Origin of the sequence: Phaeocystidibacter luteus, assembly GCF_008933115.1 — a bacterium.
Taxonomy (GTDB): Bacteria; Bacteroidota; Bacteroidia; order Flavobacteriales; family Schleiferiaceae; genus Phaeocystidibacter; species Phaeocystidibacter luteus.
Window position 1 is genome coordinate 103549 of the sequence record NZ_WBVO01000001.1, and the last position, 24084, is coordinate 127632.

Genomic DNA, 24084 nt, shown 5'->3' on the forward strand with positions numbered 1-24084 from the left:
TAAGACATCCCATCTGGAGGTAAGAGTGAGCTTTGGTTGACGGGTTCCTATCTTGCTGCCGAAGGCTGCCTTGTTCTCAGCCGTTAGGCTGCAGAGCTTTATCGCCAACGGGCAATTCTTGCGCGAAGCGCATTAAAAAAAGAAACCCCCACCTTTCGGTGAGGGCTCCTCAATATCGAATCTTACTCAGGTACTAAACCTTCGCAGATACCTTTGGTCCGCCGGCAAGGATTTCCTCGCTAGCGTTACTTTCAAATTTGGTGAAGTTCTTCTCAAACTTACCGGCAAGCGTAAGGGCAGCTTCGTCATATGCGTCGCCATCAGCCCAAGTTTGCCTTGGATCGAGAATCTCATCAGGTACATTCGGACAAGCTGTTGGCATGCTCAAACCGAATACTGAATGCTCCTTGTATTCAACTCCGTCAAGATCACCGGTAAGTGCAGCTGTAATCATTGCACGAGTGAACTTGAGTTTGATACGTGATCCTGTGCCGTAGGCACCACCAGACCATCCTGTGTTCACCAACCAAACATTTACACCTACTTCCTGCATTTTTGCAGAGAGCATTTCGGCATACTTAGTTGGGTGAAGCGGCATAAAAGGAGCTCCAAAACATGCACTAAATGCAGCTACTGGCTCAGTGATGCCCGCTTCAGTACCGGCAACCTTAGCGGTGTAGCCAGAGATGAAGTAGTATGCAGCCTGACCAGGCGTTAATTTAGAAATTGGAGGCAATACACCTGTCGCATCAGCGGTCAAGAAGAAGATGTTCTTCGGATTGTGACCAACAGAAGGAACCTGGATATTGCGGATGTGCTCGATTGGGTAGCTCACGCGAGTGTTCTCGGTGATAGACTTATCGTGGAAGTCAACCTCATTCGTGCCATCAATAAATGTAACGTTCTCTAAGAGCGCTCCAGGCTTGATAGCGTTGAAGATGTCTGGCTCTTTTTCTGCACTTAGGTCAATAACCTTGGCGTAACAGCCACCTTCGAAGTTGAAAATAGCGTTGTCAGATGTCCAACCGTGCTCATCGTCACCAATAAGCTTACGGTTCGGGTCTGCAGACAACGTAGTTTTTCCCGTACCTGATAATCCAAAGAAGATTGCCGTATCACCGTCTTCGCCAACGTTGGCAGAGCAGTGCATAGACAATGTGTTCTTAGAATGTGGAAGGATGAAGTTTAATGCAGAGAAGATGCCTTTCTTCATTTCGCCGGTATACCCTGTTCCTCCGATGAGGATGGTTTTTTTGGCGAAACTCATGATGGCAAAGTTGTGCTGACGAGTCCCGTCTACGGCAGGATCTGCTTTAAATCCTGGCGCATTGATAATGGTCCATTCAGCTTCGAAGTTTTTCAACTCCTCTTCAGAAGGATTGATGAACATGTTGCTTACGAACAAGTTGCTCCAAGGCAATTCGTTGATGGCGCGGATGTTCATTTTGTAGCGGTCATCGGCACAAGCGTATACATCGCGAGCGTACAATTCCTTTCCAGAAAGGTAATCACACACCTTAGCGTGCAAACGGTCGAATGCCTCTGGGTCAAAACCGATGTTGATGTCACCCCACCACACGTGGTCTTCGGTGTGCTCATCGCGAACGATGAATCGGTCTTTAGGCGAACGGCCTGTAAATTCTCCTGTGTTTACTGAAATGGCTCCTGAGTCGGCACGTACGGCCATGTTGTTTTCAACACTAATCTCAGCGAGCTTTTCTGTACTTAGATTCCAATGCACTTGCGCATCCCGGATGCCATAAACTGATAAATCAGCGCTGGCCGGTTTGATGGCTTCGTTATTCATGATTACAGAATCGACTTTCAATGGGTTATCCTGCAAAATTAGACACTTATACCTTAAATCAACCTCTATTTGCGGACTTTTCGCGGAGAATGTTGATAAACAGCACTATCCATCCTATGATGAGCAGCATTCCGCCGATAGGTGTCACGGGGCCTAGCGCAGAAAGAGAGACGCTCATCAACTCATCTGTTGTTAACAAATAGATGGATCCAGAGAAGAGAATGACTCCTCCAATGAAGAGATATAAAATAGTCTTGTTGAACGACTTGTAGCGGGCCAAAATTAGGAGTGCTAGTCCGTGATAAATCTGGTATCTAACCGCTGTTTCAAAACTGTCGAGTGCAGCTGGAGTTAACGACTTCTCCAAGGCATGAGCACCCATGGCTCCCAATATCACTCCTAATACCATAAAGATGGTACCTGCCATCATTCCACCTCGCTCTGCTTTGCTAGCCATTCTGAAAACTGATTTTTATACTGATTAAAATCGAAGAGGTCTCGCAGTGATCCGAAATTCTCAGCATCTGTACAGAACGGATACAAACGCTGGAGAAGCATAAACCGTGAAGGGTCGAACGCCGATAATTCGCCAAACTTTCGAATCTGTGCTACGGTCATATCGTTCTTCCCAGCCCAAGCAATCATCGCCTGAGATCTGTCAAACTCCAAGTCAATCTCCGAAATTCTATCCAGTGCCTGATCGAATGTTTCCACCTCAATCTCTAGGGAATCTGGATCCGCTATGGCAATTACATCTGGTTCTGGTAAATCAGTAAGAGCGGAGTCCATGCGAATCGAATCCTCAATCGATATAAATGCGGTAGATACGGAAGCAACATCGAAAGTAGAGTTTCCAGAAATCGATGTTATTTCGGTTGTAACAGGACCAGACCGATAGAATAGGCGCTCACTTCCGAGTCCGTCATCCTCTAAGATGTACTTTCTCTTCTCAGAGATACCCAGTTTAATAGTCTTTGACGTAACAAGAGTGCTATCTCGAATGACATAGAGAATGTGCGGATTCGTATCGGTTTCAAACGCTGCAGAAGTTAGATTTTCACCGATTTTGACAGAATCGAGTATCAAATCTGCTGACTGTGGAAGATCCACTTGAATAACTTGCGCGGATACGGTCCACGTACTCAGTAAAATCAGGAAGGTTACTATTCTGACGCTCACTAACATGGCCGAAAGCTAAGAAAAAACACGGCTAGAGATGAGGTGGGAAGTGTTCGATTTATAACTTTGACTCCCCATGAATGTGAATCGTTCAACGCTTAAATAACCCATGAAGCATATTCTTCTCATCGGAGCCGGAAGGTCAACCAAGAGTTTAGTCGATTATATTGCAAAACACGCAGGAAAGGCAGATTGGACAATGACCATCTGTGATCAGAATACCGCGTTAGCCGAAAAGAGAGCATCTGGCGACGATCGCTTCAATGCGATCTCTCTCGATATTACGAATGAAGAGGAGCGCCGTGGAGCTATTGAAAAGGCAGATTTGGTGATCAGTATGCTTCCAGCCCACATGCACGTGCCTGTTGCTGAGGACTGCATTTCTATGAAGAAGCACATGGTTACTGCGAGTTATGTGAGCTCTCAAATGGAAGCGCTCAACGATAAGGCTGTAGAAGCAGGGGTTATTTTGATGAATGAGATCGGAGTAGACCCAGGTATCGATCATCTTTCTGCCATGAAAGTCCTCGATGAAATTCGAGCGAAGGGTGGCGAAATGAAGATTTTCGAATCCTTTACTGGTGGTCTGGTCGCCCCAGAAAGCGACAATAACCCGTGGGGGTATAAGTTTAGTTGGAACCCTAGGAACGTCGTTCTTGCTGGAGCTGGAGGAGCAGTGAAGTTCATGCAAGAGGGCAAGTACAAGTACATCCCTTATCATCAACTTTTCCGCAGAACCGAATTCATCGACATTCCGCACTACGGTCGATTCGAAGGATATGCAAATCGAGATTCACTTCGCTATAGAGGGGTTTATGGATTGGAGAATATTCCGACCATTTACCGCGGCACACTTCGCAGACCAGGCTTCTGCCGAGCATGGGATGTGTTCGTTAAGTTGGGAATGACCGACGACAGCTATCAATTGGAAGGCGTGAAGGATATGACGCACCGCTCTTTTCTGAATACCTTCTTGGCTTATAATCCTCAAGATTCGGTAGAACTCAAGTTGATGCACTATTTGCAAATACCTCAGGATTCCGAGTTGATGGAAAAGCTCGAATGGCTTGATTTGTTTGAAGAGACACCTTTGGGGCTTGACAAGGCAACACCAGCGCAGGCGTTACAACATATCTTGGAAAAGAAATGGGGAATGGACCCTCAAGATCAAGATATGATTGTCATGTGGCACAAGTTCGGATTCTCTCTTAACGGTGAGAACAAAATGATTGAGAGTCACATGGTTCGCAAAGGAAAAGACGCCGAGAATACGGCAATGGCAGAAACGGTTGGCTTGCCGGTTGGTATTGCAACTCGTATGATTCTCGAAGAGAAGATTACCACTCCTGGAGTACACCTCCCGATCACTAAGGAAATCTATGAACCGATTCTGGCTGAGTTGGCAGAGGAGGGGATTACATTTGAGGAGAGGGAAGTGGAGTATAAGGGATATTAGGAGGCAACAGTCGAGAGGCAAGAGACTTGAGGCTTAGGGCGAAGGTCTAGTGGTACAAAAGATGTGAATAGAGAATTATGAAAGCATTGGAGCGTGTGTTTATAATTATTTTAGGTGTTGGTTTGATGCTTAAAGTTTTGAAACTCCCCTTTGCTACTTACTCGATAATGCTTGGACTTGCCTTATTGGCTTGCTTTTATTTTCTCACCTCAATGGCATTTTTGAATGGATTGAAATTCTCGGAAGTGTCCGATGCTCGAACAAGAGGTGTAATTTCAAGCAAGCATTTGAGCCTCGCTATTCTAAGTGGATTGGGTCTTGCTGAAATTTGCGTTGGACTCTTATTCTCGTCAATACATCTGCCTGGAGGAGATTTCAGTTTACTCATAGGGCTAGTGATCTCGACAGTGATGATTGTGCTCATTCTCCTCTTCATAGATTCACCTAGCCCCATGAGGAGACTCGGTTTATACAGGTTGCTCGTTGGAATTGTGGTTGGGGCAGCTGCGTATATCTACTACTTCCCGTTCGTGGGTTAGATCGCTCATTGGACACAGGGTGAACTAGCGAAAGAGTTAAACTGTACCAGGGTAGAGGAAAGGTTGAGAAGAGGTTTAATTAAGGGGGCTATTCAGCCCCTCCCGGTCTGAAGTTCCAAATCATTTTCGAATAGAAGTCAATTTTCACGGGGACAATTTTGTTCAATTGTGTGAAGTTGAAAACTACCCGTTTTTAAACGTTTACCATCCGACTAGTGTGCGATGGGAAGTGTAGCTTGAGAACGGGGAGGGGTTTGTAGGCCCCCTATGAAAACCCATGGTCAAACCGTCCGAATATTCCCGAATTCTACCCTGATTCATAGGAGTCATTCATGAAGAAGACCACTGCATCTATTCGCGAAGACACTCGGGTTTCAGAATAATATGAAATGTCCCAACGTTAGATTTATCTAACCGCCGCGCTCATGAACCGTCTTACAGCCTACGCAATTCTCGTTGCGACCTTCATGTTATCTGCATGTAGCCCCACTACTGATGCTCAACATAAGAAGGCTTTTGAAGAACATATACTGAAGATTTCTACTGATCGGATTAATAAATCAATTCACTTGCTTAGAAGAGAGCTCCAAGTAACCTATCAAGAAAGAAATTATCCACGTCTGAAGCCTTGGGTTCAACTTTCTGAAAAGACGGTAAGGAGCTTACATCAGTACTCGAAAATGAGCCATGAATCTGGTAATACGCCTGAATTAGAGGCTGAATACGAACGCTTAGTAGAAGAGTTTTATGAACATCTGCAATATGGAGAAGACAGGGATGTTCTCAAAGACTCATTGTTGGCATATGCTCAAGGTTCTAGCGCGGTTCTTAAGGAGTTTATTTTGACCGACTTATGTTTTTCTGTGGTTGAGGCGATAATGAGCAATCAAAACATCTGTATTTCGATAGTATACCCTGGCTCCACCCTGTGCATTCACGAGACGAGAACAAGTGAAGGTGTCTACTCAAGTGTAGAGCACACCTTCTGGGATTATCCCAAACGTTGGGAATCCTCACATGAAATATGGCGCGCAGATACCATCATCATTGATAGTCTTTTGTTCAATGGAAGTGCATATAACCCTGAATGGGTGGACTCCTATTCTAATAGGATAGATATCAGCGTGAGTACGAGTGCTCTGGGTAAATATGACATATATAGCAGGGCGTACTTTTCTTACGAAAATCAACGCGATTCGATTTATCAACACCATACATTCTAAGATTATGCTTCGAGGAAGAATCACCCTAGTTTATTTGTTGGGTCTGATGGTAATCGGAGGATGCCATAGCGACGCTAATCAATCCCTAATAGAGAACCTCGAACGATCTACAGCAATAGTCAAAGAGAACTCTCAATCCTTGCACTATTACTTGATGCATGCTGGGGCCGAAAAAATGAGAGCACAGCCGATTGCCCGCCTCTCTAATGCTATATCATACCGAGAAATCCTCTTTGATCAAAGTTGGAGTAAAGCGACTTCAAAGAACCATCTACTCTTAATCTATCAAGAGTATGAGCACTACATGGATTCTGTTTGCCGTGAAATGGACTGCCAAATTGAATTGGTAGAAGACTCCGAGTTGGAGGGGCTAGATGATTACGAATTGAAGCAGGTGTTGAGGTATAGAGCATACGAACTGTCATACACCCTGCGTGATCAATTGATTCGATATGTTGACGTGGGGGTGATATCTTGCGGATTCTCTAGCCTGCATGGAATTGATTCTCTTAGTGTAAAGGGTAATTCAGCGGCTGTTTACATCACCACAATGGCAGCTAATTTGGGTGAGAATAACTGGACTGTTGTTCCACGCGAAATAAAAAGAAACGGCAAACCATTCGAGTGTTATCCGATCAAAGGGATTAGAAATCCCCAGAATGTTTTTCAATTTTCTGAACTACCACCAGGAGATTACGAGGTGGCATTCCATATTGGGAATATTCAACATTTAAGAAATCTTGACTTGAGGAATGAAGGTGTGCATAATCTCTATATCACCACATTTACCATCCCGAAGAAAGATTGATCCAAAGAAGTAGGGCGTAAACATTAACTTGGCGTGTGACCTGTCAACCAAAATCAGGAAGGGACAAGGGACAAAGCCTGTTCCAATAGTCCGAAAGTCTATTAGTCCATAGGTCCATCATTCCGCTCCTCCATCACTCCCCAACCTTACAACACCACATAAAAATCCCTCAGCAATTCTTTATACTCCTCCGTCCAACTTCTCGGAGCATTCTCTACCGAAATCTCACCCAATTGCGGCGCTTCGGCAGGATATCGCTTACCGAATTCATATAACCTCCGCTTTACTGGACCACCAACGCGACCTCGAACCTGTACGCTTCTGTGCAAGTGCAGGCTATTCTGCTCAGCTAGCTCCGCGAATTCACGAGCTCTATCCTCCGGAATGATTAGCGCGAAGGTTCCCGTGTCGGATAAGAGCCGGGATGCATTTGTTGCCAGTTCCGAGAAAGAAAGGGTATCGTCGTGGCGCGCCGTATCGCGCGCTCCTTCTCCCGATTTACTACTGCGATTGAAGAATGGAGGATTGCAGACGATTAAGTCAAATGGCTCATCTTCAAAATCTTGAATCGAAGATTCGACGATTTCGATACGCTGAGCAAAAGGAGAGGATTCCACGTTCTCCCGCGCCTGTCCTAAACACGAACTCTGAATGTCAATGCCAATAATCTCAGCCTCTGGAAACCGTTGAGCAATCATCAAGGCGATTAACCCAGTTCCGGTTCCAATGTCCAATACACGTAAGGTATGCTGATTGGTTCCTGCCCATGCGCCTAGCAACGATCCGTCCATGCCCACTTTCATGGCGCATTTATCGTGGTGGACGGTGAATTGTTTGAATTTGAAGGACATTGGTGGTGGACTTATGGATTGATGTTCCGACCGAAGGGAGGAATCCCGAGAAGCGGAGCTGATTCGGGAGAGGGTTAGAGGGTTAGAGGGTTAGAGTGTTAGAGGGGTGGAGGGTTGGAGGGTCAGACATGCAATACATAAGGCTTCGGAAAATCTTCAATTGGCACGTGGCTTCAGTTTGTGCATCCAGGGTTAGATTGTTGGACATGTAATACATAAGGCTTCGGAAAATCTTCGATTGGCACGTGGCTTCGGTTTGTGCATCTAGGGTTTAGAGGGTTAGACATGCAATACATAAGGCTTCGGAAGATCTTCGATTGGCACGTGGCTTCAGCCCGTGCATCTAGGTTTAGAGGGTCAGACATGCAATACATAAGGCTTCGGAAAATCTTCAATTGGCACGTGGCTTCAGCCCGTGCGTATAGGGTTAGATTGTTGTGCATGTAAAACATAGGCTTTCCGAAAATCCTTCAATTGGCACTGGGCTTCAGCCCGTGCAACTTTAGTCAGAGGGCTGGACTTTCCAATTCTCCTCGGCTTAGGCCTTTCATCCGCCGAATGGCGGGTGATCCTTTTCTCTCCCGCCAGCCGGCGGGGAGAATCCTTTCACCGAGGAACGAGGTGATCCTTTCACTCCGTCAGAAAATCAAACAACCTCGGTCTTAACGTTACATAGAAAATGATTTGTGCTAGGCTTAATAAAATGAAGTAATCGTTTTGTTCTAGGATGGAGAAGACGAGGAGCACGAATGTGCCCACTTGAACCATGACCCACAGCACGATGTAGGCGCCTTGCAGGTTGTTGACTCGGTCAATCATATCCGCGTTTTCGCCCTCTGTGCTTATGCGACTTTGGAAAGTGTTCCAGGCGATGATGTCGAGACCCAAAATTCCAAGTGGCAGTGCCCAATGAAATAGATTGGACAATTCGAAAATGAACTGATTGTCTTCACGAAGGAATAGCAGTACAACTCCTAGAAATGCCATTTGGGCGAATAGGAGCAGAAAAAATATCGATTGCAGTGATCGCGGATCGAGTGGAGGTTGCTTCATGAGTTAATTCATCGATATAAATCGACCAGTCCGTCTGGAACTTGAAGGTACAAACAACCTTCGGAACGGTCAATTTTCTCAATGAACTCATCCACCATTGGAATAAGAATTTCAGCCTCACCTTCTTCTACTTGGAGTACGGGTTGACCTGGACGGTCAATCACATCTTTCACAGTTCCAATGAGATGTCCGTTAGCGTGGACTTGAAAACCTGCGATTTCGTGGAAGTAAAAGTTTTTTCCTTCGAGCGGTGGGAGGGAGGAAAGTGGGAGGAACAACTCCCGGCCCATGAGTGCTTCGGCTTCACGACCACTTTTTACTTCTTCGAAACGAAGGAGGAGTTGGTCCTTTTTCAGGAGCTGGGCATGGGTAATAAAAAAAGGAATCAGTCCTCCGCCTTCCAGCAATAGGACTGATTCCAAATTTTGGTAGTAGTCGGGACGATCGGTATCGATCTTCGCTACTACGTCGCCTTTGTAGCCATGTTGACGAGTAATTGTTCCGAGAACGAAACAGTCTTCGGTACGCATATCGTCAATGTGGAATTACTCGGCAGACTTTTCTTCTTCGCTAGCTTCTTCAGCAGGAGCTTCAGCTTCAGCGGCAGGAGCCTCTTCAGCTGGTGCTTCGGCAGCTACTTCTTCAGTAGCCTCTTCAGCAGCTTCCTCTTCGGTTGGCTCAGGAGCGTTCTTGGCGGCGATAGCCTCAGCACGCTTCTTGTTCACCTCAGCTTCAGCTTCAAGACGAGCCTTGCGGTCAGCGTCTTTAGCGCTAGTCAAAGATTCACGCTTAGATTGGATGCGATTTTCTTTCTCTTCCAACCACGCGTTGAATTTTTCTTCTACCTGCTCCTCAGTAAGGGCTCCTTTTTTAACACCTTCGAGAAGGTGCTTCTTCATGAGCACTCCTTTGTAAGACAAGATAGCACGAGCAGTGTCACTTGGTTGAGCACCTTTCATAACCCAATCTACAGCACGATCAAAGTCTAGATCGATAGTTGCAGGGTTTGTGTTAGGATTGTACTGGCCGATCTTCTCGATGTATTTTCCATCACGCTTAGCTCTTTGATCTGCTACTACGATGGTGAAGATGGCGCGGCGCTTACGGCCGTGACGTTGCAAACGAATTCGTGTTGCCATGTTTTAATCGGTTAAGGGTCCGAAACCCGGTTGATTAATAAATAATGAATTTGAGGGCGCAAATATCGGTACAATATTCCGATATTCAACCAACTACTTGTAATAAAAGCACGTGTGTACTTTTAGAAACAGGTGTTCAACTCTCATAATTCTCTCTCATGATTCGAAAGGTTATACTCCTATTCATCTTTTCAGTCCTCACTTTTGTCCATTCCCAAGGTCAGTTCCTGGACAAATACACGCATACTTCTCAGTTTACCGAAACGCGATTCATGGAAATCATGAACGATGAAGTTTATTACGTACGATTGGACTATGATTCGGAATTCACAGAAGCTGAAACATGGCTTGTTCGCGCAGACCGTCAGTTGGAGACCATTCATGAAGTAAGCTTGAATCAGCAACTAGGTCTACCAGATTCTGTGTCGGTGTATGTTTCCGACATGAAAGTCTATCAATCAAGCTATGTTCATCTTACATACACTACCACCGATTGGAGAAATTCAAACGGATTGACTCAATCGGGATTTCTTAATTATACTGCAGACCTCACAAACGTTTCAGATTACAGTATTGCCTTGAATGATACGAATGGAGTTGTCATCCTAGGTAGCCTTGATCACAATTCCGCTCTATATGTTTACTGAAGTGGAACGTATCACGGTCAAAGCTGTGCCGTAATTGCCCCTCCAGGGAATCTTGCAGATCGGAGTAGTAGATTTTACTTTCCCAACATACTGCCTTCAGGGTTTAGCGCTTTTTTTGACGCTAAGAGCTTGGGCACTAGTGGAGCAATGATGCTTACAACAGACCAGGCGTTCATCCTCGCCGATGTATCGATCTCTTCAGCTTCGGTAATTTCACAGGGGTATCACACCTTTTGGGGACCAGTTACCACTTGGCAGCATTTCCTAGTACAAGAATTAATAAGGCGTGACAACAATGAACTTCCTCTTGCGGTAGGCACTGGGAGGTATTGGGACATGCAACAGACTCCGCCTTATCCCGATGAATATTCCGTTTTTATTTCGGAATCGGATACAGTAAACGAAAAGGGGTTTGCAGATACTCTCTCTTTGGGCACCCTATTACCTCCAACTTCTTCTGTACATACCTTACCGCAAGATATGGCCGACGATTCTGATGCTGATAGTGTGATCATGATTTTCGTGAATACTTCTGCAACGACTTTTTCCTATGCCTATCTCACGGACTCTGCGAGTCTTTCAATAATTAACTACAATGCAAATCAGAACACAACCAATTGGGTGAAGACCTATTCTACGGGCAATAACCTTTCTCCCTATGCTGTAGTAAACCGATTCACAAATGGAGATGTATTAATCGGAATCAACGAACATGCAGTTGATACCTTCGGTTTTCAAAGCTCTGCCATTCACTGGTTGTTGCTCGATTCTGATGTGAGCATTTCCACTCCTGAATTCCATACAACTAACCACAACAACTTTATTTTTCCCAACCCAGCTGCAGATGTTCTCCATATTCACGGGCTAGTAGCTTCTGAAAGTTATTCCTACTCTATTTTGGATGTAAGCGGACGAGTGGTGTCCAATGGAAGTTTGATAGATGACAGCGTGGATCTGAATTCCCTTAATCTCACCGCTGGAATGTACTTCATAGCACTGGAGAGTGAAACTTCAGGAAGTGTGCAGACGTTTGAATTTGTAATAGAATAATCACCTCTTCCTATAAAACCTCAATAACAACCATGGCAACAGGAATAGGTCGGCAACAAGGGCCGATAAGATTACTCCGCTAGTCACTACAGCAAAGTAAAACTGCTCCAAAAACGCCGAGAAAAACTGTGGGATAAATGCCGCCAACATCACGCTGGAACTCAAAACGAGCGCACGACCTACTTGTGCGTTCGTTTCTTTTACCGCAGTCTTAACGTCATTCGTTTCCATCATTTTCAAGCGGAACTTCATCAAGTAATGAATCGTGTCATCAACCGCAATCACAAAGCCAATGGTAAGAATTAGCGCTGTGCTCGTGCCGAGCGGAATATCCATATAGCCAATAACTCCAAGAGCAATCAAAAGCGGCAGAACATTCGGCAATAGCGAAAGTACAAGCATCCGCAAGGATCGGAACAAGAGACTCATGAGAATGGCAATAATGATAAATGCCAAAGCCAAACTCTGGAACATGTTCTCAACGAGCATGTCGTTCGTTGTGTCCATCAAGACCGAATTGCCCGTGAACTCCAACGAATAATTCTCATCTATCTCCGCCAATTTATTTTTAATTCCTGTTTGAATGGCAATTGCGCTATCCGTTTTCACATTCGCCAATCTGGCCGAAATTCGCAGCCATTTACCGTCCAGACTAACAAAGCGGTGGTATCCTACAGAATCTGCTAGAAACCACATGTCGAGGTCTTGTTCCAAATTGCTTTCGCTTTCCGTAAGCTCAAAGTACTCAGGAAGGCCGGCGAATCGAGCCATGTTTAGCGCGGAAGGAATGTCGGAAGCACTTAACACCGAACCAATAGCTGGATTACTGCGCATATACTGCGTTAGCTCTTCAACCACACGAAAGTCCGCAGGGCCATCCACGTAATCATCATCCACCTTTTTTATGCCGATGTCCAAGTAGCGCGCACCACCAAATTCCTCATCAAAGAAGACCAAATCTCTCTTCAAGGTGGCTTCAGGATCGATTTGCCAGTAGTTGGTAACTCCAGATTCTACACGCAAAGCGCCAACAACACCCAATGTGATGACAACCGACATCGTCAACGGCACCGTCCACCTCTTCGCCGCAATACTACTCACATAGTCACCCATCTTGGTCCACGAATCGTTTGTAGCGGCACGTGGTTGCCAAATCTGATTCTTGGCTAGTCTCAAGAAGATGGGAATCACAACTATGCAAACCCCGAACATCATCACCACCCCCCAAGCAGCTTCCCAACCAAAGTTTCGGATGGGTAGAATCTTAGTGGACAAAAGACTCATAAACCCAATGCCCGTGGTTAAGGAGGTTAAGAAAGTTGCGTAACCTGTTTCGCTCCATGCTTCTTTCACAGCATCGCGCAAGCTTAGCTTCAGGTGAAGTTTCCACTGAATCTTAGCATAGAGGTGTACGACATCACTCAGACCAACAATCAGGAGAAGAGGAGGAAAGAGGACCCCAAGAAGGTCAATTGGCCAACCTGCCCATCCCTTCAGGCCAAAGAAGGCCAGCACTCCTAGAACGATTGCGATTGCGGGGAGGACTATGCTGCCTACTCTTCGAAAGAGGATCCACAGCATGACGATTAGCACAACCACTGATCCAATGATTCCTTTTACGGTCTCCGTCTGGAGCATGTCGTTGTACTGAACTTCGCCCCAGTACCTACCCGCCATGTGCGAGCTAGCAAACCGGGCATGCATGATTTGATCAATCTCCCGAAGTCTTTCATAAACCGAATCCTTGGGATACGTCTCCTCGAATTGCAACACCAAAGCGGGGTATCTGCCTGATTTTGAAACCAACTGATTGGCGGTAAGGGGTAAAGTCATTACCCTAGTCGAGTCGAATGCAGAGATTGTGTCATTCCTCACCAAACGCTCAGTTTGGTAGCCAAACGCATTTCTCAACGGCAGCTCAAGGTTATGAAGAGAAAGCACATTTTCAACGCCTTCGATGTTTCGAAGTGTGTCGTTTAATGCATGCAGTTGCTGGAGCGTTTTTGGATGAAAAGCATGCTGTTCCGTCTCCGGCATAATCCAAACAGCCTGAGCGTCGCCCGTAAACTGATTCTGAAAGGTCTTGAAGAATGTTGTAACCGGGCTATCCTCGGTATAGAAGCGCGTGTAGTCAAGTACGAATTCAAGTCGCGGAAGACCGGCGATCAGAAATCCTAGCACAAGCGCGCTTCCAACAAACCATTTTCTGGGGGAATGAAAAATTGAGCGGGCTATTCCCGAGAATATTCTCACATGCCAGCTTTCACCTTTCATTTAATTCTTGAATGAAGTTCTCCAAAATACTTCGCACTGTGCAGCAACCTAGTCCCATACCAACTGAATGCCGCGCCATCTACGGTTAACGCACGCAAGCCAAAGTAGTTTTGAAATTCTGCGATGTGTTCTTCAGAGAAAGGGTAGGGTTCAGATGACAAGAACACCAAGTCAGGCTTCAATGCTTCAATCTCTTCAAACTCCAGTTTTGGATATCGCGATTTCGGATCACTTAAGACGTTCTCGAATCCTGCTTCTTCTAGCATCGAATGGATGAAGGTGTCTCTACCCGCAGCCATGTATGGGTCCTTCCAAATGAGATAGAGAACTCTTAGCCCCGTTTTCTCCGGACTATGCTTCTCGAATTGATCGTGGATGTTCGCAATCCACTGTTGCGAGAGATCCTGACGATGCGTCATTTGACCAATATCGTGCATCATGGCATAGGCGGTAGACAAGTCTTTCACATCACTTAGCCAAACCGGGTAGCGATGTTCTAGCTCATGAATGGTCTTCTTTGTGTTTTCTTCGAAGTTACCCAGGATGAGGTCGGGTTTTAATGCCGCAATTCGCTCTAAGTCAGGGTCTTTAGTTCCGCCAACTCGAGCTTTGCTGTAAAACCAATCACGAGGGCGTTCGCAGAATCGTGTGATGCCCACCACGCGATCACCGAGCTGTATATCGGCCAAAAACTCAGATTGCGAGGGAACGAGACTCACGATCCTTTGAGGATCATCAGGAACGTTCACTCGCCGTCCGATTTGGTCGATAATCTCCATGATTTAACTCAATGCTGCAACGAGGTCGTGTCGAGAAAGAATATGGTGTTCATCTTCTCCAAACTTCACAAGCACTGCACCTGTATTCTTGTTTAGGCGTTTGGCAACGTCTCGTATTTCTTCGGTTGGACTAACAACCGGGAATGGCGCGTCCATAATTTCCTTGGCTGGTCTTGATGAAACAGCCGGATTGTCAAGAATAACTTGTAGAAGTCTACTATCATCAAGCGATCCAACGTACTTCCCGCCGTCAACAACAGGCAGTTGCGATACATCGTGCTTGCGCATAAGCTGAATGGCATTCTCTACTGGTTCGTTTGCATTAGCTGTGAGAAGTGGAAGATGACGATGCTTGTCTACGAGGTCTTTGGCCATCTTGTTTTTGTGGTTCAAGAAGCCGCGTTCCTCCATCCAATCGTCGTTGAAGATCTTTCCAACATAGCGCGAGCCGTGGTCGTGGAAGAGAACAACAACTACCGAATCTTCGTCTAATTCGTGCTTGAGCTGACGAATTGCTTGGAAGGCAGAGCCGGCGGACCAGCCCAGTAGTAGACCCTCTTTGCGGGCGAGCTCACGTGTAGCGAGAGCGCCGTCTCGGTCCGTTACCTTCTCGAATTTATCGATGAGACTGAAATCAACATTCTTTGGAAGGATGTCTTCACCGATGCCTTCAGTGATGTATGAATAGATTTCGCTTTCGTCGAATTCGCCCGTTTCGTGGTATTTCTTGAATACTGAACCGTAGCTATCGACGCCCCAGATTTTCACATCCGGATTCTTCTCTTTCAAATACTTCGCTACGCCTGAAATGGTTCCTCCTGTTCCAACGCCAACTACGAAGTGTGTAATCTTTCCATCGGTTTGTTCCCAGATTTCTGGACCGGTAGACTCGTAATGCGCTTCGCGGTTCGAGAGGTTGTCGTATTGATACGGGTAGAAGCTATTTGGAATTTCTTTGGCTAGACGAGTAGCCACGCTGTAGTAGCTCTCAGGGTGCTCTGGAGCAACGTTTGTCGGACAAACGTAAAGCTCGGCACCCATGGCGCGTAGGATATCCATCTTCTCTTTGCTCTGCTTATCGCTGAGCGTACAGATGAGTTTGTATCCTTTTACGATTGCAGCGAGGGCTAGGCCCATGCCCGTATTTCCAGATGTGCATTCGATGATGGTGCCGCCAGGTTTGATGTCGCCTCGCTTCTCGGCATCCTCAATCATTTTGAGGGCCATGCGGTCTTTAACAGAATGACCAGGGTTGAAGTATTCCGTTTTGGCGAGAACCACTCCTGGAATGTCTTCTGCGATTTTATTGAGTTGAATCATCGGGGTATTGCCGATGGTCTGAAGGATATTGTCGTAAACCTTTGGGAGATCTTTCATGAAATGTGCTTAGCGAATTACTTCTTCTCTTCTGGTTCAATTTCTCTGATGTATTCAAAGCGTAGAACCTCGTTACCAACATCGTTGGAGAGAATCAGTTCATTGTCGGAGTTGATTTGCCATGAATTAACCATGGTCATATTTTGAAGGAAAACATCTTCCACTTCCATAACTACTGGTGGACACATTTTGCGTGTCACAGCAAATTCAGAAGCATTGAACTTTAAGGTATTGTTCAGCATGGTGAACCTTCCCTGATACTCGTTGCACCCTGCATTGCCATGTACGTTGGCCAGTACCATTCGAAGCGTGGGTGAGTGGTCTGCCGGAAGTTCACCTTCGTATCCAGCCATCGAGATGATGGACCATTCGGCGTGAATCGGAAGCTCGATTTTCTCGGAATTCGATGAACAGGAAGCCAAGAAGAACAAGGCTCCTAATGTCAATAGGGAAAGAGTTTTACGCAACATAAAATATCCAATTGATGGCGTTAATCGTCGCAATTTACAACGTTTGAGCTGCCTTACCCAGAAAGGATGGCGCAATTAATGTTGAGTTGATATTGCGGCGGCTTAGTTGTCCTCTGAACGGCGAGGCTGACGTGTCATTCTTTCACCGTCGCGGAGCTCGTTTTCCCGGTTCAAGATATCTTCCAGAGATCTTGCTTTGAGGAAGTTCACGGTTTGGTTTCGGAGCTCTACAATGGCATCACGAATCCCACACGTTTCTTCGTCTCTGCACTCTTCGCATTTCTCGAAGAATTTGTAGGTAGCGCAGGGGAGAAGGGCAATGGGGCCATCAAACAAGCGCATGATATCCGCGAGGTTGATTTCATTTGGCCGCTGTAAGAGATAGTATCCACCACCCTTGCCTTTTTTGGAACCTAGAATTCCGTTCCGCTTCAAATCGAGAAGTATAGCTTCTAGAAATTTGCGCGGAATGTGCTCTTCCTCCGCAATTTCTTGAACGACCACCATTCTATTGTCCTCCTGTTTAGCGAGGTAAACAAGCGCATTGATGGCGTACTTCGACTTTTTAGATAGCATTAAGACAAGAGGCGTTGGCGAAGGAGGAACTCGAGTTGATCGTTCGCGATTTCCAGTTTTTTGAGAAGTTCTTTGTTTTCTTTTCTGAGAGCGAAGACTTCGTAGGCTGATTCAATTGCAGAGCGAAGTTCATTTTCATTCCATGGCTTGGTCAAGTAGCGGTAAACCTCACCCTTGTTGATAGAATCGATTACCGCGTTGATGTCAGAGTAACCCGTTAACAACATGCGCATAGGCTCTTTCTTAAAGTCGAGAACCTTGGTCAGGAATTCGATTCCCGTCATTTCCGGCATGCGTTGGTCGGTAATGATAATCTGGATTTCGTTGTTCTTCAATACTTCCAATCCCTCTTCACCTGAGATTGCAGTATGAACCTTGTAGATCTTTCTAAAGGTTGCTTTAAAAGATCTGAGGTTGTTTTCTTCGTCGTCTACGTAGAGAACAGAAATCTTATCCGTTTCTTGATTTGTCATAAATGGTTGTGTCCTGCCGATAAAATTATTTAAACAAATCAAATTCTTGTAACTTCGGCAGCATTGATTGCGGAAATAATTGGGAACACCGCATGAAACCATCTACTAACGCTAATGAACATCTATGGCCGCCGGTAACATGAGTCCGGAGGTTGGCCCTGAGTCATATCGACCTCTTATTGAGAGAGTTGTCGATGCAGATTCATTGCCAGACTCCATTGCACAGGAAACCCCGCTTCATGTTTTTGATACCTACAAACAGCAGGTAGGCGAGTGGCTAAAAATTCGTCGTCCACAGCAACCATATTCGCCAGAAGAGCTCGATTCTGCCGTTGATGCCTTTATTGCAGACGCCAGTAACAGCCGTGGAAATTGGGTGTATTACCCTTGGATGGATACCGTTGTGCGAATTCTAGATGAGGAGATGTTCGCAGAACTTAGGACCTCACGAAATCAGTATAAGATTAAACCGGAAGAGCAGAAAGCGCTTGCCGGAAAGACCATTGGAATAGTTGGACTTAGTGTGGGGCAGTCTGCTGCCGTTACACTAGCCATGGAAGCTGTTGGAGGTGTGCTGCGAATAGCGGACTTCGACACGCTGGACTTGAGCAACTTGAATAGATTGCGAGCGGGATTACATCAGCTCGGATTGCCTAAAACGGTTATCGCCGCTAGGGAAATTGCTCAGATTGATCCATACATCAAAATAGAAGTCTTCCACGAAGGCGTTCAGCCAACGAACGCAGTGGAATTCATGACTGGCCTGGATATACTCGTTGAAGAGTGTGATTCACTTCCCATCAAAATAATGTTGCGAAAAATCGCCCAGCAGATGAAAATGCCGGTGATTATGGATACTTCGGATAGAGGAATGGTTGACGTGGAAAGGTTTGATATTGAACAGAATAGACCTATCTTTCACGGGAGACTACAACCATTCGAGGGAAAAGATCCGGCATCATTTACCGAGGAAGACAAAAGGAATTTGTTATTTGCGCTTGTCGATTACGAAAAGGCAAGTGACAGAGCAAAAGCCTCTTTTGCTGAAATAGGTAAGAGTATTACCACTTGGCCACAGCTGGCTTCAGCCGTGAACTTAGGTGGAGCCATGATGACAGATACAGCTCGAAGAATACTATTGGGCCATGATGTTAAGTCAGGCAGATATTATGTTGATTTAGAACAGTTGATTGGAGGAGATGAGTGAGGAGTTGAATCAACCTGAGGTAAGAATTCGCGCATTTCGCGCTATCGACGACCCTGAGAGCTCTCAGCGGTTTATCGATGGCCATAGGAAAGTGCTAGAAGTGCATGGTGTCAAGAAAGTTACATCTGCAAATAACTCATGGGCAGAGAATCCTGCCGTGTTCGTGGTGATCGTGGAATCACTCGACAGAAAGAAAGTTTACGGAGGTGCCCGTGTGCACGCCGCTGGTGGCACACAACCGTTGCCTATCGAGGAAGCAACGGGCTTCATGGATCCGAAAATTCACGAATTGGTCAAGGAACTTTCAATTGAAGGTACAGGTGAGCTATGTGGACTTTGGAATAGTGTAGAGGTTGCAGGTCTCGGCGTAGGTAGCTTTTTCGCCACCAGAGCAGGGGCGGTTATTACCAAACAGCTTGGCATAAAGTCGCTGTTTGCCTTATGTGCACCCTACACTGTGCGCTGGGCGGAAAGAGTAGGTTGTAAAATTATTACCGACTTAGGGAACCAAGGCACCTTCTACTATCCTAAGCTCGACCTACTAGCTACCGCCGTATTATTAGAAGACACCACCACACTTGAGCATGCCCGTGGAAGCGAGCAACGCAAAATCGAAGAATTGAGAAAGAATCTTCAGCAAGTGACCACGGAAGTTTCCCCAGGAAGAAGAATTGAAGTTGAGGTAGAGTACGATCTACTTGTAGAAGGGATTGACCCACAGGAGTTTAAAAACCCATTCAACCTAAACCTCAGCAATCAACAATAGCATGAGCCGTCTGCTACTCCTCCTCTCATTATGGACGTTTGCGCTGAACTTGCACGGACAAGAAGCATGGGTAATCAACAGTGAGAAATCCTTGGGTTACATCGCTGAATCTGCCTCTTATTGGCGCGATACCACGGCTCAGGCCGACATTAGCCAAGCGAAGACCGCAACATTTACCCCAGGTGAGCAGAAGGTGCTCAATTTCAATAGAGATAAAGCGGCTTATTGGATTCGAATTCCCGTTGTCAACAACAGTGAGAATTCTCAGTTCTACCTTCAGCTTGAGCATCCAATGATCGATTCCTTGGAGGTTTATTTTGGCAATAGTGATGTACCCACCTACGTCACCGGTGACCGATATCATTTTTCCGAGCGCCCCGTAGAACATCCAACTTTTCTCTTCCCTTTTGAATTGAATGCAGGCGATAGCACGCTGATATACGTTCGTGCGAAAAGCCAAGATCAGATTTTCCTGCCCTTGAGAATTGGTTCCAGAGAGGATATCATCGTGGACAATTCGCGAAAAGGTGTATTTCTTGGTATCTACATAGGTGTCATTTTCGTGATGTTCTTCTACAATCTCTTCGTGTATATCACCACGAAGGATGTGAGCTACCTGTACTACATCTTGTACATCTTGTTCATCGGTTTAGCTCAGGCCTCCTTAGAAGGACTTACGTTTCAGTACATGTTCCCTACATCACCGGCTTGGTACAATGCCAGCTCGGTATTTTTCTCGGCCTTCGCCGGTTTCTCTGCAATCGCATTTGCAAAGGTGTTCGTGAAGACGAAAGAGTTTACGCCTCGAATGCACAAGGGGCTTATCATCTTCCAGGTCATTTATGGAGCATCCATTGTAACCTACCTCTTTGGTGCCGTTGCACTGAGCTACACATTGGTGGATACAGGCGCGCTTACCGTCAGCATTTACGCCTTGATCTTCGTTTCAATTATTGCCAGAAAGGGCTATCGTCCGGCTAAGTTCTTCTTGTTAGCATGGACCGTTTTCTTGTCGGGCTTATTCGTATTCGCCTTGAGGAACTTTGGCGTCATTGAGTACTCCTTCTGGTCGAAGAGTATCCTCGAAATAGGCTCTGGGTTGGAGGCCATTTTGCTATCGATTGCCTTGGCAGACCGCATCAATACGCTGAAGAAGGAGAAAGAGGCCTCTCAGGAAGAAGCCTTGAGAGTGTCTGTGGAAAACGAAAGAATCGTTCGCGAACAGAACGAAATATTGGAGCAGATGGTCCGAGAGCGAACTCAGAAGTTGGAGGACACCCTCAACAACTTGAAGGAAGCTCAAAGTCAACTTGTGGATGCCGAAAAGATGGCATCACTCGGTCAGCTTACCGCGGGTATTGCCCACGAGATCAACAACCCAGTAAACTTCATTTCGGCGAATATTGGTCCGTTGAGACGAGATATGGACGATATCAAAGAGTTGCTTGAATGGCTTGAGAACAAACTACGTGAGAGCGAGAAGGCCGAGACGGTGGAAGAACTCGAGAAATTCAAGGAGGATATTGAATTCGATTATATCATTGATGAGGTAGATGACCTTCTCCAAGGTATGCAAGACGGTACGGAGAGAACGGTTGAGATTATCAAAGGATTGAAGGTATTCTCTCGAGTAGATGAGCAGGACATCAAGTTTGTTGACCTCCACGAAGGGTTGGACAGCACGCTAATCCTACTAAACAACAGCATTAAAGATTTGATGGACTTGGAAAAGGATTACCAGCCACTTCCAAAGGTGGAGTGCTATGCGGGTAAGCTGAATCAAGTCTTTATGAACATTCTTAACAACGCCGCACAGGCCATTAAGAGTAACCCAGAACAGAAAGAAAGAGGCAAGATTGTTATTGCTACACGGAAGCTATCAGATACGCATGTTGAAGTGCGTATCACGGACAATGGACCTGGTATGCCGGATAGTGTGAAAAAGAAAATCTTTGAGCCATTCTTCACTACCAAACCGGTAGGAGAAGGAACAGGTTTGGGATTGTCGATCGTGTACAATATCGTGAAGAGCCACAATGGAGAAATCGAAGTAGAGTCTGAGAAAGGAGTAGGTACGTCCTTCATCATCACTCTACCAATACAACACATTCAATAGTAAAGAAGCATGGGTAGTACAAATAAACCACGCGTCCTTTACGTAGACGACGAGCAGAACAACCTCAATTCGTTTAAGGCGAATTTTAGAAGAGAATACGTAGTGCACACTGCCATCTCTGCTAAAGAGGGTATGGAGGTATTGGCCAAAGAGCCAATTGAAATTATTGTGGCTGACCAACGCATGCCTGGCATGACGGGGGTTGAGTTCTTCGAAAGCGTGGTGGATGATTATCCGGATTGTATTCGAATCCTTTTGACGGGATATGCGGATATCGAAGCGGTGATTAATGCGATTAACAAAGGGCAGATTTACAAATTCATCTCCAAACCATGGAATGAGGAAACCCTACGCGTGGCAATCAACAATGCCAAAGACATCTACGAGGCGAGAAGAGAACTCAAGGAAAAGAACCAGTCGCTTCAGAAGGCGTACGACGAGCTAGACCGCTTCGTGTACAGTGTTTCGCATGATCTTCGTGCACCGTTGGTGAGTATTCAAGGGGTAATTTACCTGGCGAACCAAGAGGTGAAAGACGAAAAGGCGCTTGAGTATTTCAAGATGACCAAAGAGATGGTAGATAAGCTGGATGAATTCATTCACAACATCATCGATTACTACAAGTCGACGCATAGCGGAAACCTTCTCGAGGAGATCAACTTCAAGAAAATGTTGAAGGACATTGAAGGTGAATACCGCTATCATCCAGCTATGGAGAATGCGGAATTGACATTCGATATCGAAGATGGAATCGATTTTAAGTCGAATGAAGTGAAGGTGAGAATCATCCTCAACAACCTCATTTCTAATGCTCTCAAGTATAGAAAAGAGCACAATGTGCCTCATTCGGTTCACGTCAGTCTCACCAATTTTGAAGATGGTGTGAAGCTCGAAGTGAAAGACACGGGAGTTGGTATCGCTGAAGAGAATCAGGAGAAGGTTTTCCAGATGTTCTATCGCGATTCTAAAGGCAACAGTGGTTCTGGTCTAGGACTATACTTGGTGAAGGAAGCCGTAAAGCGACTTGAAGGAAAGATTAGCGTTGAATCTACAAAAGGGGAGGGCACAACCATGATTGTTACTCTTCCAAAACAAGAGGAGGTAAAGGCGTGAGTGACAGCTTGAACATCGGATTGATACTGATTGATGACAGTTTCATCGACCGCACTATTGTGTCTAAGAACATGGGGCTTTTTTACCCCAACATGCCTTTTTTGTCATTTGATTCAGCCCTAGATGCCCTGAAGGAGGCAAAGGAGTCGACACTGCTTCCAGAGGTCGATTATCGCGTAATTCTTCTCGATATCTACATGCCCGAAATGAACGGGTTTGCCTTCGTAGATGCGTTTTCTCAACTTCCTAAAGATGAGCTTGATAAGTACTGTGTTTTCATGCTGAGTTCGAGCATCGATGGAGGAGATATGGACAAGGTGGCCGGCCGAAGTGTCGTAAAGAAGTTCATTAGCAAACCCCTAAATGGAGACGTCCTAAAGGATGTTATGATTTGGGCGAAACTGGCTTACTCCGACTTGAAGGAGCATTGAAGCCAAAGTTCACCGCTGTACTTGACGCCTTCTTGAGGAGGGGAATCAATATTCTTTTTGTGAATCCAGATGCGGATTTTTTGGTCTGCATCTGAAATTCCTTCAAAATTCAAATCTGCAAACCACCCCTTGTGATAGAAACTTTCCGCCGGAGCAATATTCGTCAAGACCGCTCCAGAGAACTCATAACTCGTGTAATCGTCGTCTTTCGAGTCGATTGAGTTCAAGGAAAAACCACTAGCATTATCACGGTACATTCTGTACATAAGCGCAGAAAGCCCAACCTTGTGTTCTTGGTCGAGAGTAAGTGCATCACCGTTCTCCCAGCAGTCGTTGCAGAAAGCTCTAATCTCTCCCAATCCTGGGAAATCGATCAGTAGACTTCGCTCGATCTGATTATTATTCCAGAAAATTCTTTGAAGGGGGCGAGAAACGACGAAATATGCGGCCTTTAACACAGGATAGGCGCTGAGCACTTTGTTCTTGTAAAGGAAAGAGTGAAGCTGATTTCCCGCATCTTCTTTGAGTAGCCACTCGATATCGTTCATCACTGAGACAGTCTCACTATCGTCCATCTCATTGAAAATCAGGCTCGGAGTTTCGATCATCCAATCGTACCCCATAAGCGCTGCCCAATGTGCGTTATGTCTAGCTAAGCTCGATTCTTCCTTCATGTCTCCTGCGGCATACTTAACCGCGACCAATTTAGACTCCGAAAGTATAAAAATCTGTCATTATTCCCTTACACTA

General features: G+C 45.7%; 25 protein-coding genes. 11 read left to right on the plus strand and 14 right to left on the minus strand.

Annotation, left to right across the window (positions count from 1 at the left end):
* Nucleotides 1-193: 193 nt before the first annotated feature.
* Genes pckA through F8C67_RS00430 form a run of 3 tightly spaced genes read right to left on the minus strand, consistent with a single transcriptional unit; the run spans nucleotide 194 to nucleotide 2992 of the window.
* A complete protein-coding gene (gene pckA / locus F8C67_RS00420; protein ID WP_151665808.1) occupies nucleotides 194-1807 on the minus strand; it encodes a phosphoenolpyruvate carboxykinase (ATP) in 1614 nt (537 codons plus the stop codon).
* A 58-nt stretch (nucleotides 1808-1865) separates the two neighbouring features.
* A complete protein-coding gene (locus F8C67_RS00425; RefSeq protein WP_223277490.1) occupies nucleotides 1866-2264 on the minus strand; it encodes a DUF423 domain-containing protein in 399 nt (132 codons plus the stop codon).
* On the minus strand, nucleotides 2234-2992 hold the full coding sequence (locus F8C67_RS00430; RefSeq protein ID WP_151665809.1) for a DUF4476 domain-containing protein: 759 nt from the start codon (nucleotides 2990-2992) through the stop codon (nucleotides 2234-2236). Before F8C67_RS00430 ends, F8C67_RS00425 begins: the two co-directional genes overlap by 31 nt.
* 103 nt (nucleotides 2993-3095) lie before the next feature.
* Here F8C67_RS00430 and F8C67_RS00435 point away from each other — a divergent pair, with 103 nt between their 5' ends.
* The 4 genes from F8C67_RS00435 (at nucleotide 3096) to F8C67_RS00450 (ending at nucleotide 7012) form a co-directional block, all read left to right on the plus strand.
* On the plus strand, nucleotides 3096-4442 hold the full coding sequence (locus F8C67_RS00435) for a saccharopine dehydrogenase family protein (RefSeq protein ID WP_151665810.1): 1347 nt from the start codon (nucleotides 3096-3098) through the stop codon (nucleotides 4440-4442).
* A gap of 212 nt (nucleotides 4443-4654) precedes the next feature.
* Nucleotides 4655-4981, plus strand: coding sequence for a hypothetical protein (locus F8C67_RS00440; protein WP_170266300.1), 327 nt, complete (start codon nucleotides 4655-4657; stop codon nucleotides 4979-4981).
* Between the two features lie 425 nt (nucleotides 4982-5406).
* Entirely contained in the window at nucleotides 5407-6204 is a 798-nt protein-coding gene (locus tag F8C67_RS00445) for a hypothetical protein (RefSeq protein ID WP_151665812.1), read from the plus strand.
* A gap of 4 nt (nucleotides 6205-6208) precedes the next feature.
* Nucleotides 6209-7012 (plus strand): hypothetical protein, encoded by an 804-nt coding sequence (locus F8C67_RS00450; protein ID WP_151665813.1) that lies wholly within the window; start codon nucleotides 6209-6211, stop codon nucleotides 7010-7012.
* 146 nt (nucleotides 7013-7158) lie between these two features.
* Here the strand turns inward: F8C67_RS00450 and F8C67_RS00455 are convergent, their stop codons facing one another.
* From F8C67_RS00455 to F8C67_RS00470, 4 genes are all read right to left on the minus strand, one after another.
* Nucleotides 7159-7863 carry a tRNA1(Val) (adenine(37)-N6)-methyltransferase gene (locus F8C67_RS00455; protein ID WP_151665814.1) on the minus strand — a complete coding sequence of 235 codons (705 nt, stop codon included), beginning with the start codon at nucleotides 7861-7863 and terminating at the stop codon, nucleotides 7159-7161.
* Nucleotides 7864-8493: 630 nt separating this feature from the next.
* Entirely contained in the window at nucleotides 8494-8850 is a 357-nt protein-coding gene (locus F8C67_RS00460) for a hypothetical protein (protein WP_151665815.1), read from the minus strand.
* Nucleotides 8851-8924: 74 nt separating this feature from the next.
* Complete coding sequence (rimM, locus tag F8C67_RS00465; protein WP_151665816.1) at nucleotides 8925-9446, minus strand: ribosome maturation factor RimM; 522 nt, start codon at nucleotides 9444-9446, stop codon at nucleotides 8925-8927.
* 15 nt (nucleotides 9447-9461) lie between these two features.
* Nucleotides 9462-10055: a 30S ribosomal protein S16 gene (locus F8C67_RS00470; protein WP_151665817.1), complete on the minus strand. Its 594-nt coding sequence runs from the start codon at nucleotides 10053-10055 to the stop codon at nucleotides 9462-9464.
* Nucleotides 10056-10213: 158 nt separating this feature from the next.
* Here F8C67_RS00470 and F8C67_RS00475 point away from each other — a divergent pair, with 158 nt between their 5' ends.
* Entirely contained in the window at nucleotides 10214-10702 is a 489-nt protein-coding gene (locus F8C67_RS00475) for a hypothetical protein (protein WP_151665818.1), read from the plus strand.
* A gap of 150 nt (nucleotides 10703-10852) precedes the next feature.
* Nucleotides 10853-11752 carry a T9SS type A sorting domain-containing protein gene (locus F8C67_RS00480; RefSeq protein ID WP_170266301.1) on the plus strand — a complete coding sequence of 300 codons (900 nt, stop codon included), beginning with the start codon at nucleotides 10853-10855 and terminating at the stop codon, nucleotides 11750-11752.
* Here F8C67_RS00480 and F8C67_RS00485 read toward each other — a convergent pair whose 3' ends face one another.
* The 6 genes from F8C67_RS00485 to F8C67_RS00510 all read right to left on the minus strand — a co-directional run bounded on the left by F8C67_RS00485 (nucleotide 11753) and on the right by F8C67_RS00510 (nucleotide 17701).
* Nucleotides 11753-13933 (minus strand): efflux RND transporter permease subunit, encoded by a 2181-nt coding sequence (locus tag F8C67_RS00485; protein ID WP_170266302.1) that lies wholly within the window; start codon nucleotides 13931-13933, stop codon nucleotides 11753-11755.
* 89 nt (nucleotides 13934-14022) lie between these two features.
* Nucleotides 14023-14805, minus strand: coding sequence for an ABC transporter substrate-binding protein (locus tag F8C67_RS00490; RefSeq protein ID WP_151665821.1), 783 nt, complete (start codon nucleotides 14803-14805; stop codon nucleotides 14023-14025).
* A gap of 3 nt (nucleotides 14806-14808) precedes the next feature.
* Nucleotides 14809-16182 (minus strand): pyridoxal-phosphate dependent enzyme, encoded by a 1374-nt coding sequence (locus F8C67_RS00495; RefSeq protein WP_151665822.1) that lies wholly within the window; start codon nucleotides 16180-16182, stop codon nucleotides 14809-14811.
* A gap of 17 nt (nucleotides 16183-16199) precedes the next feature.
* A complete protein-coding gene (locus F8C67_RS00500; protein ID WP_151665823.1) occupies nucleotides 16200-16652 on the minus strand; it encodes an META domain-containing protein in 453 nt (150 codons plus the stop codon).
* A gap of 102 nt (nucleotides 16653-16754) precedes the next feature.
* Nucleotides 16755-17228 carry an RrF2 family transcriptional regulator gene (locus tag F8C67_RS00505; protein WP_151665824.1) on the minus strand — a complete coding sequence of 158 codons (474 nt, stop codon included), beginning with the start codon at nucleotides 17226-17228 and terminating at the stop codon, nucleotides 16755-16757.
* Nucleotides 17228-17701 (minus strand): response regulator, encoded by a 474-nt coding sequence (locus F8C67_RS00510; RefSeq protein WP_151665825.1) that lies wholly within the window; start codon nucleotides 17699-17701, stop codon nucleotides 17228-17230. Before F8C67_RS00510 ends, F8C67_RS00505 begins: the two co-directional genes overlap by 1 nt.
* A gap of 124 nt (nucleotides 17702-17825) precedes the next feature.
* Here F8C67_RS00510 and F8C67_RS00515 point away from each other — a divergent pair, with 124 nt between their 5' ends.
* Genes F8C67_RS00515 through F8C67_RS00535 form a run of 5 tightly spaced genes read left to right on the plus strand, consistent with a single transcriptional unit; the run spans nucleotide 17826 to nucleotide 23334 of the window.
* A complete protein-coding gene (locus F8C67_RS00515) occupies nucleotides 17826-18908 on the plus strand; it encodes a ThiF family adenylyltransferase (RefSeq protein WP_151665826.1) in 1083 nt (360 codons plus the stop codon).
* Nucleotides 18901-19674, plus strand: a complete 774-nt coding sequence (locus F8C67_RS00520; RefSeq protein ID WP_151665827.1) for a hypothetical protein — start codon at nucleotides 18901-18903, stop codon at nucleotides 19672-19674. The genes F8C67_RS00515 and F8C67_RS00520 overlap by 8 nt, the downstream gene beginning before the upstream one ends.
* Nucleotide 19675: 1 nt before the next feature.
* Nucleotides 19676-21790: a sensor histidine kinase gene (locus F8C67_RS00525; protein ID WP_151665828.1), complete on the plus strand. Its 2115-nt coding sequence runs from the start codon at nucleotides 19676-19678 to the stop codon at nucleotides 21788-21790.
* A gap of 9 nt (nucleotides 21791-21799) precedes the next feature.
* Nucleotides 21800-22903 carry a hybrid sensor histidine kinase/response regulator gene (locus tag F8C67_RS00530; RefSeq protein WP_151665829.1) on the plus strand — a complete coding sequence of 368 codons (1104 nt, stop codon included), beginning with the start codon at nucleotides 21800-21802 and terminating at the stop codon, nucleotides 22901-22903.
* On the plus strand, nucleotides 22900-23334 hold the full coding sequence (locus F8C67_RS00535) for a response regulator (protein ID WP_170266303.1): 435 nt from the start codon (nucleotides 22900-22902) through the stop codon (nucleotides 23332-23334). The genes F8C67_RS00530 and F8C67_RS00535 overlap by 4 nt, the downstream gene beginning before the upstream one ends.
* Here F8C67_RS00535 and F8C67_RS00540 read toward each other — a convergent pair.
* Nucleotides 23310-24008 (minus strand): hypothetical protein, encoded by a 699-nt coding sequence (locus F8C67_RS00540; RefSeq protein ID WP_151665831.1) that lies wholly within the window; start codon nucleotides 24006-24008, stop codon nucleotides 23310-23312. The genes F8C67_RS00535 and F8C67_RS00540 overlap by 25 nt on opposite strands.
* Nucleotides 24009-24084: the final 76 nt, after the last annotated feature.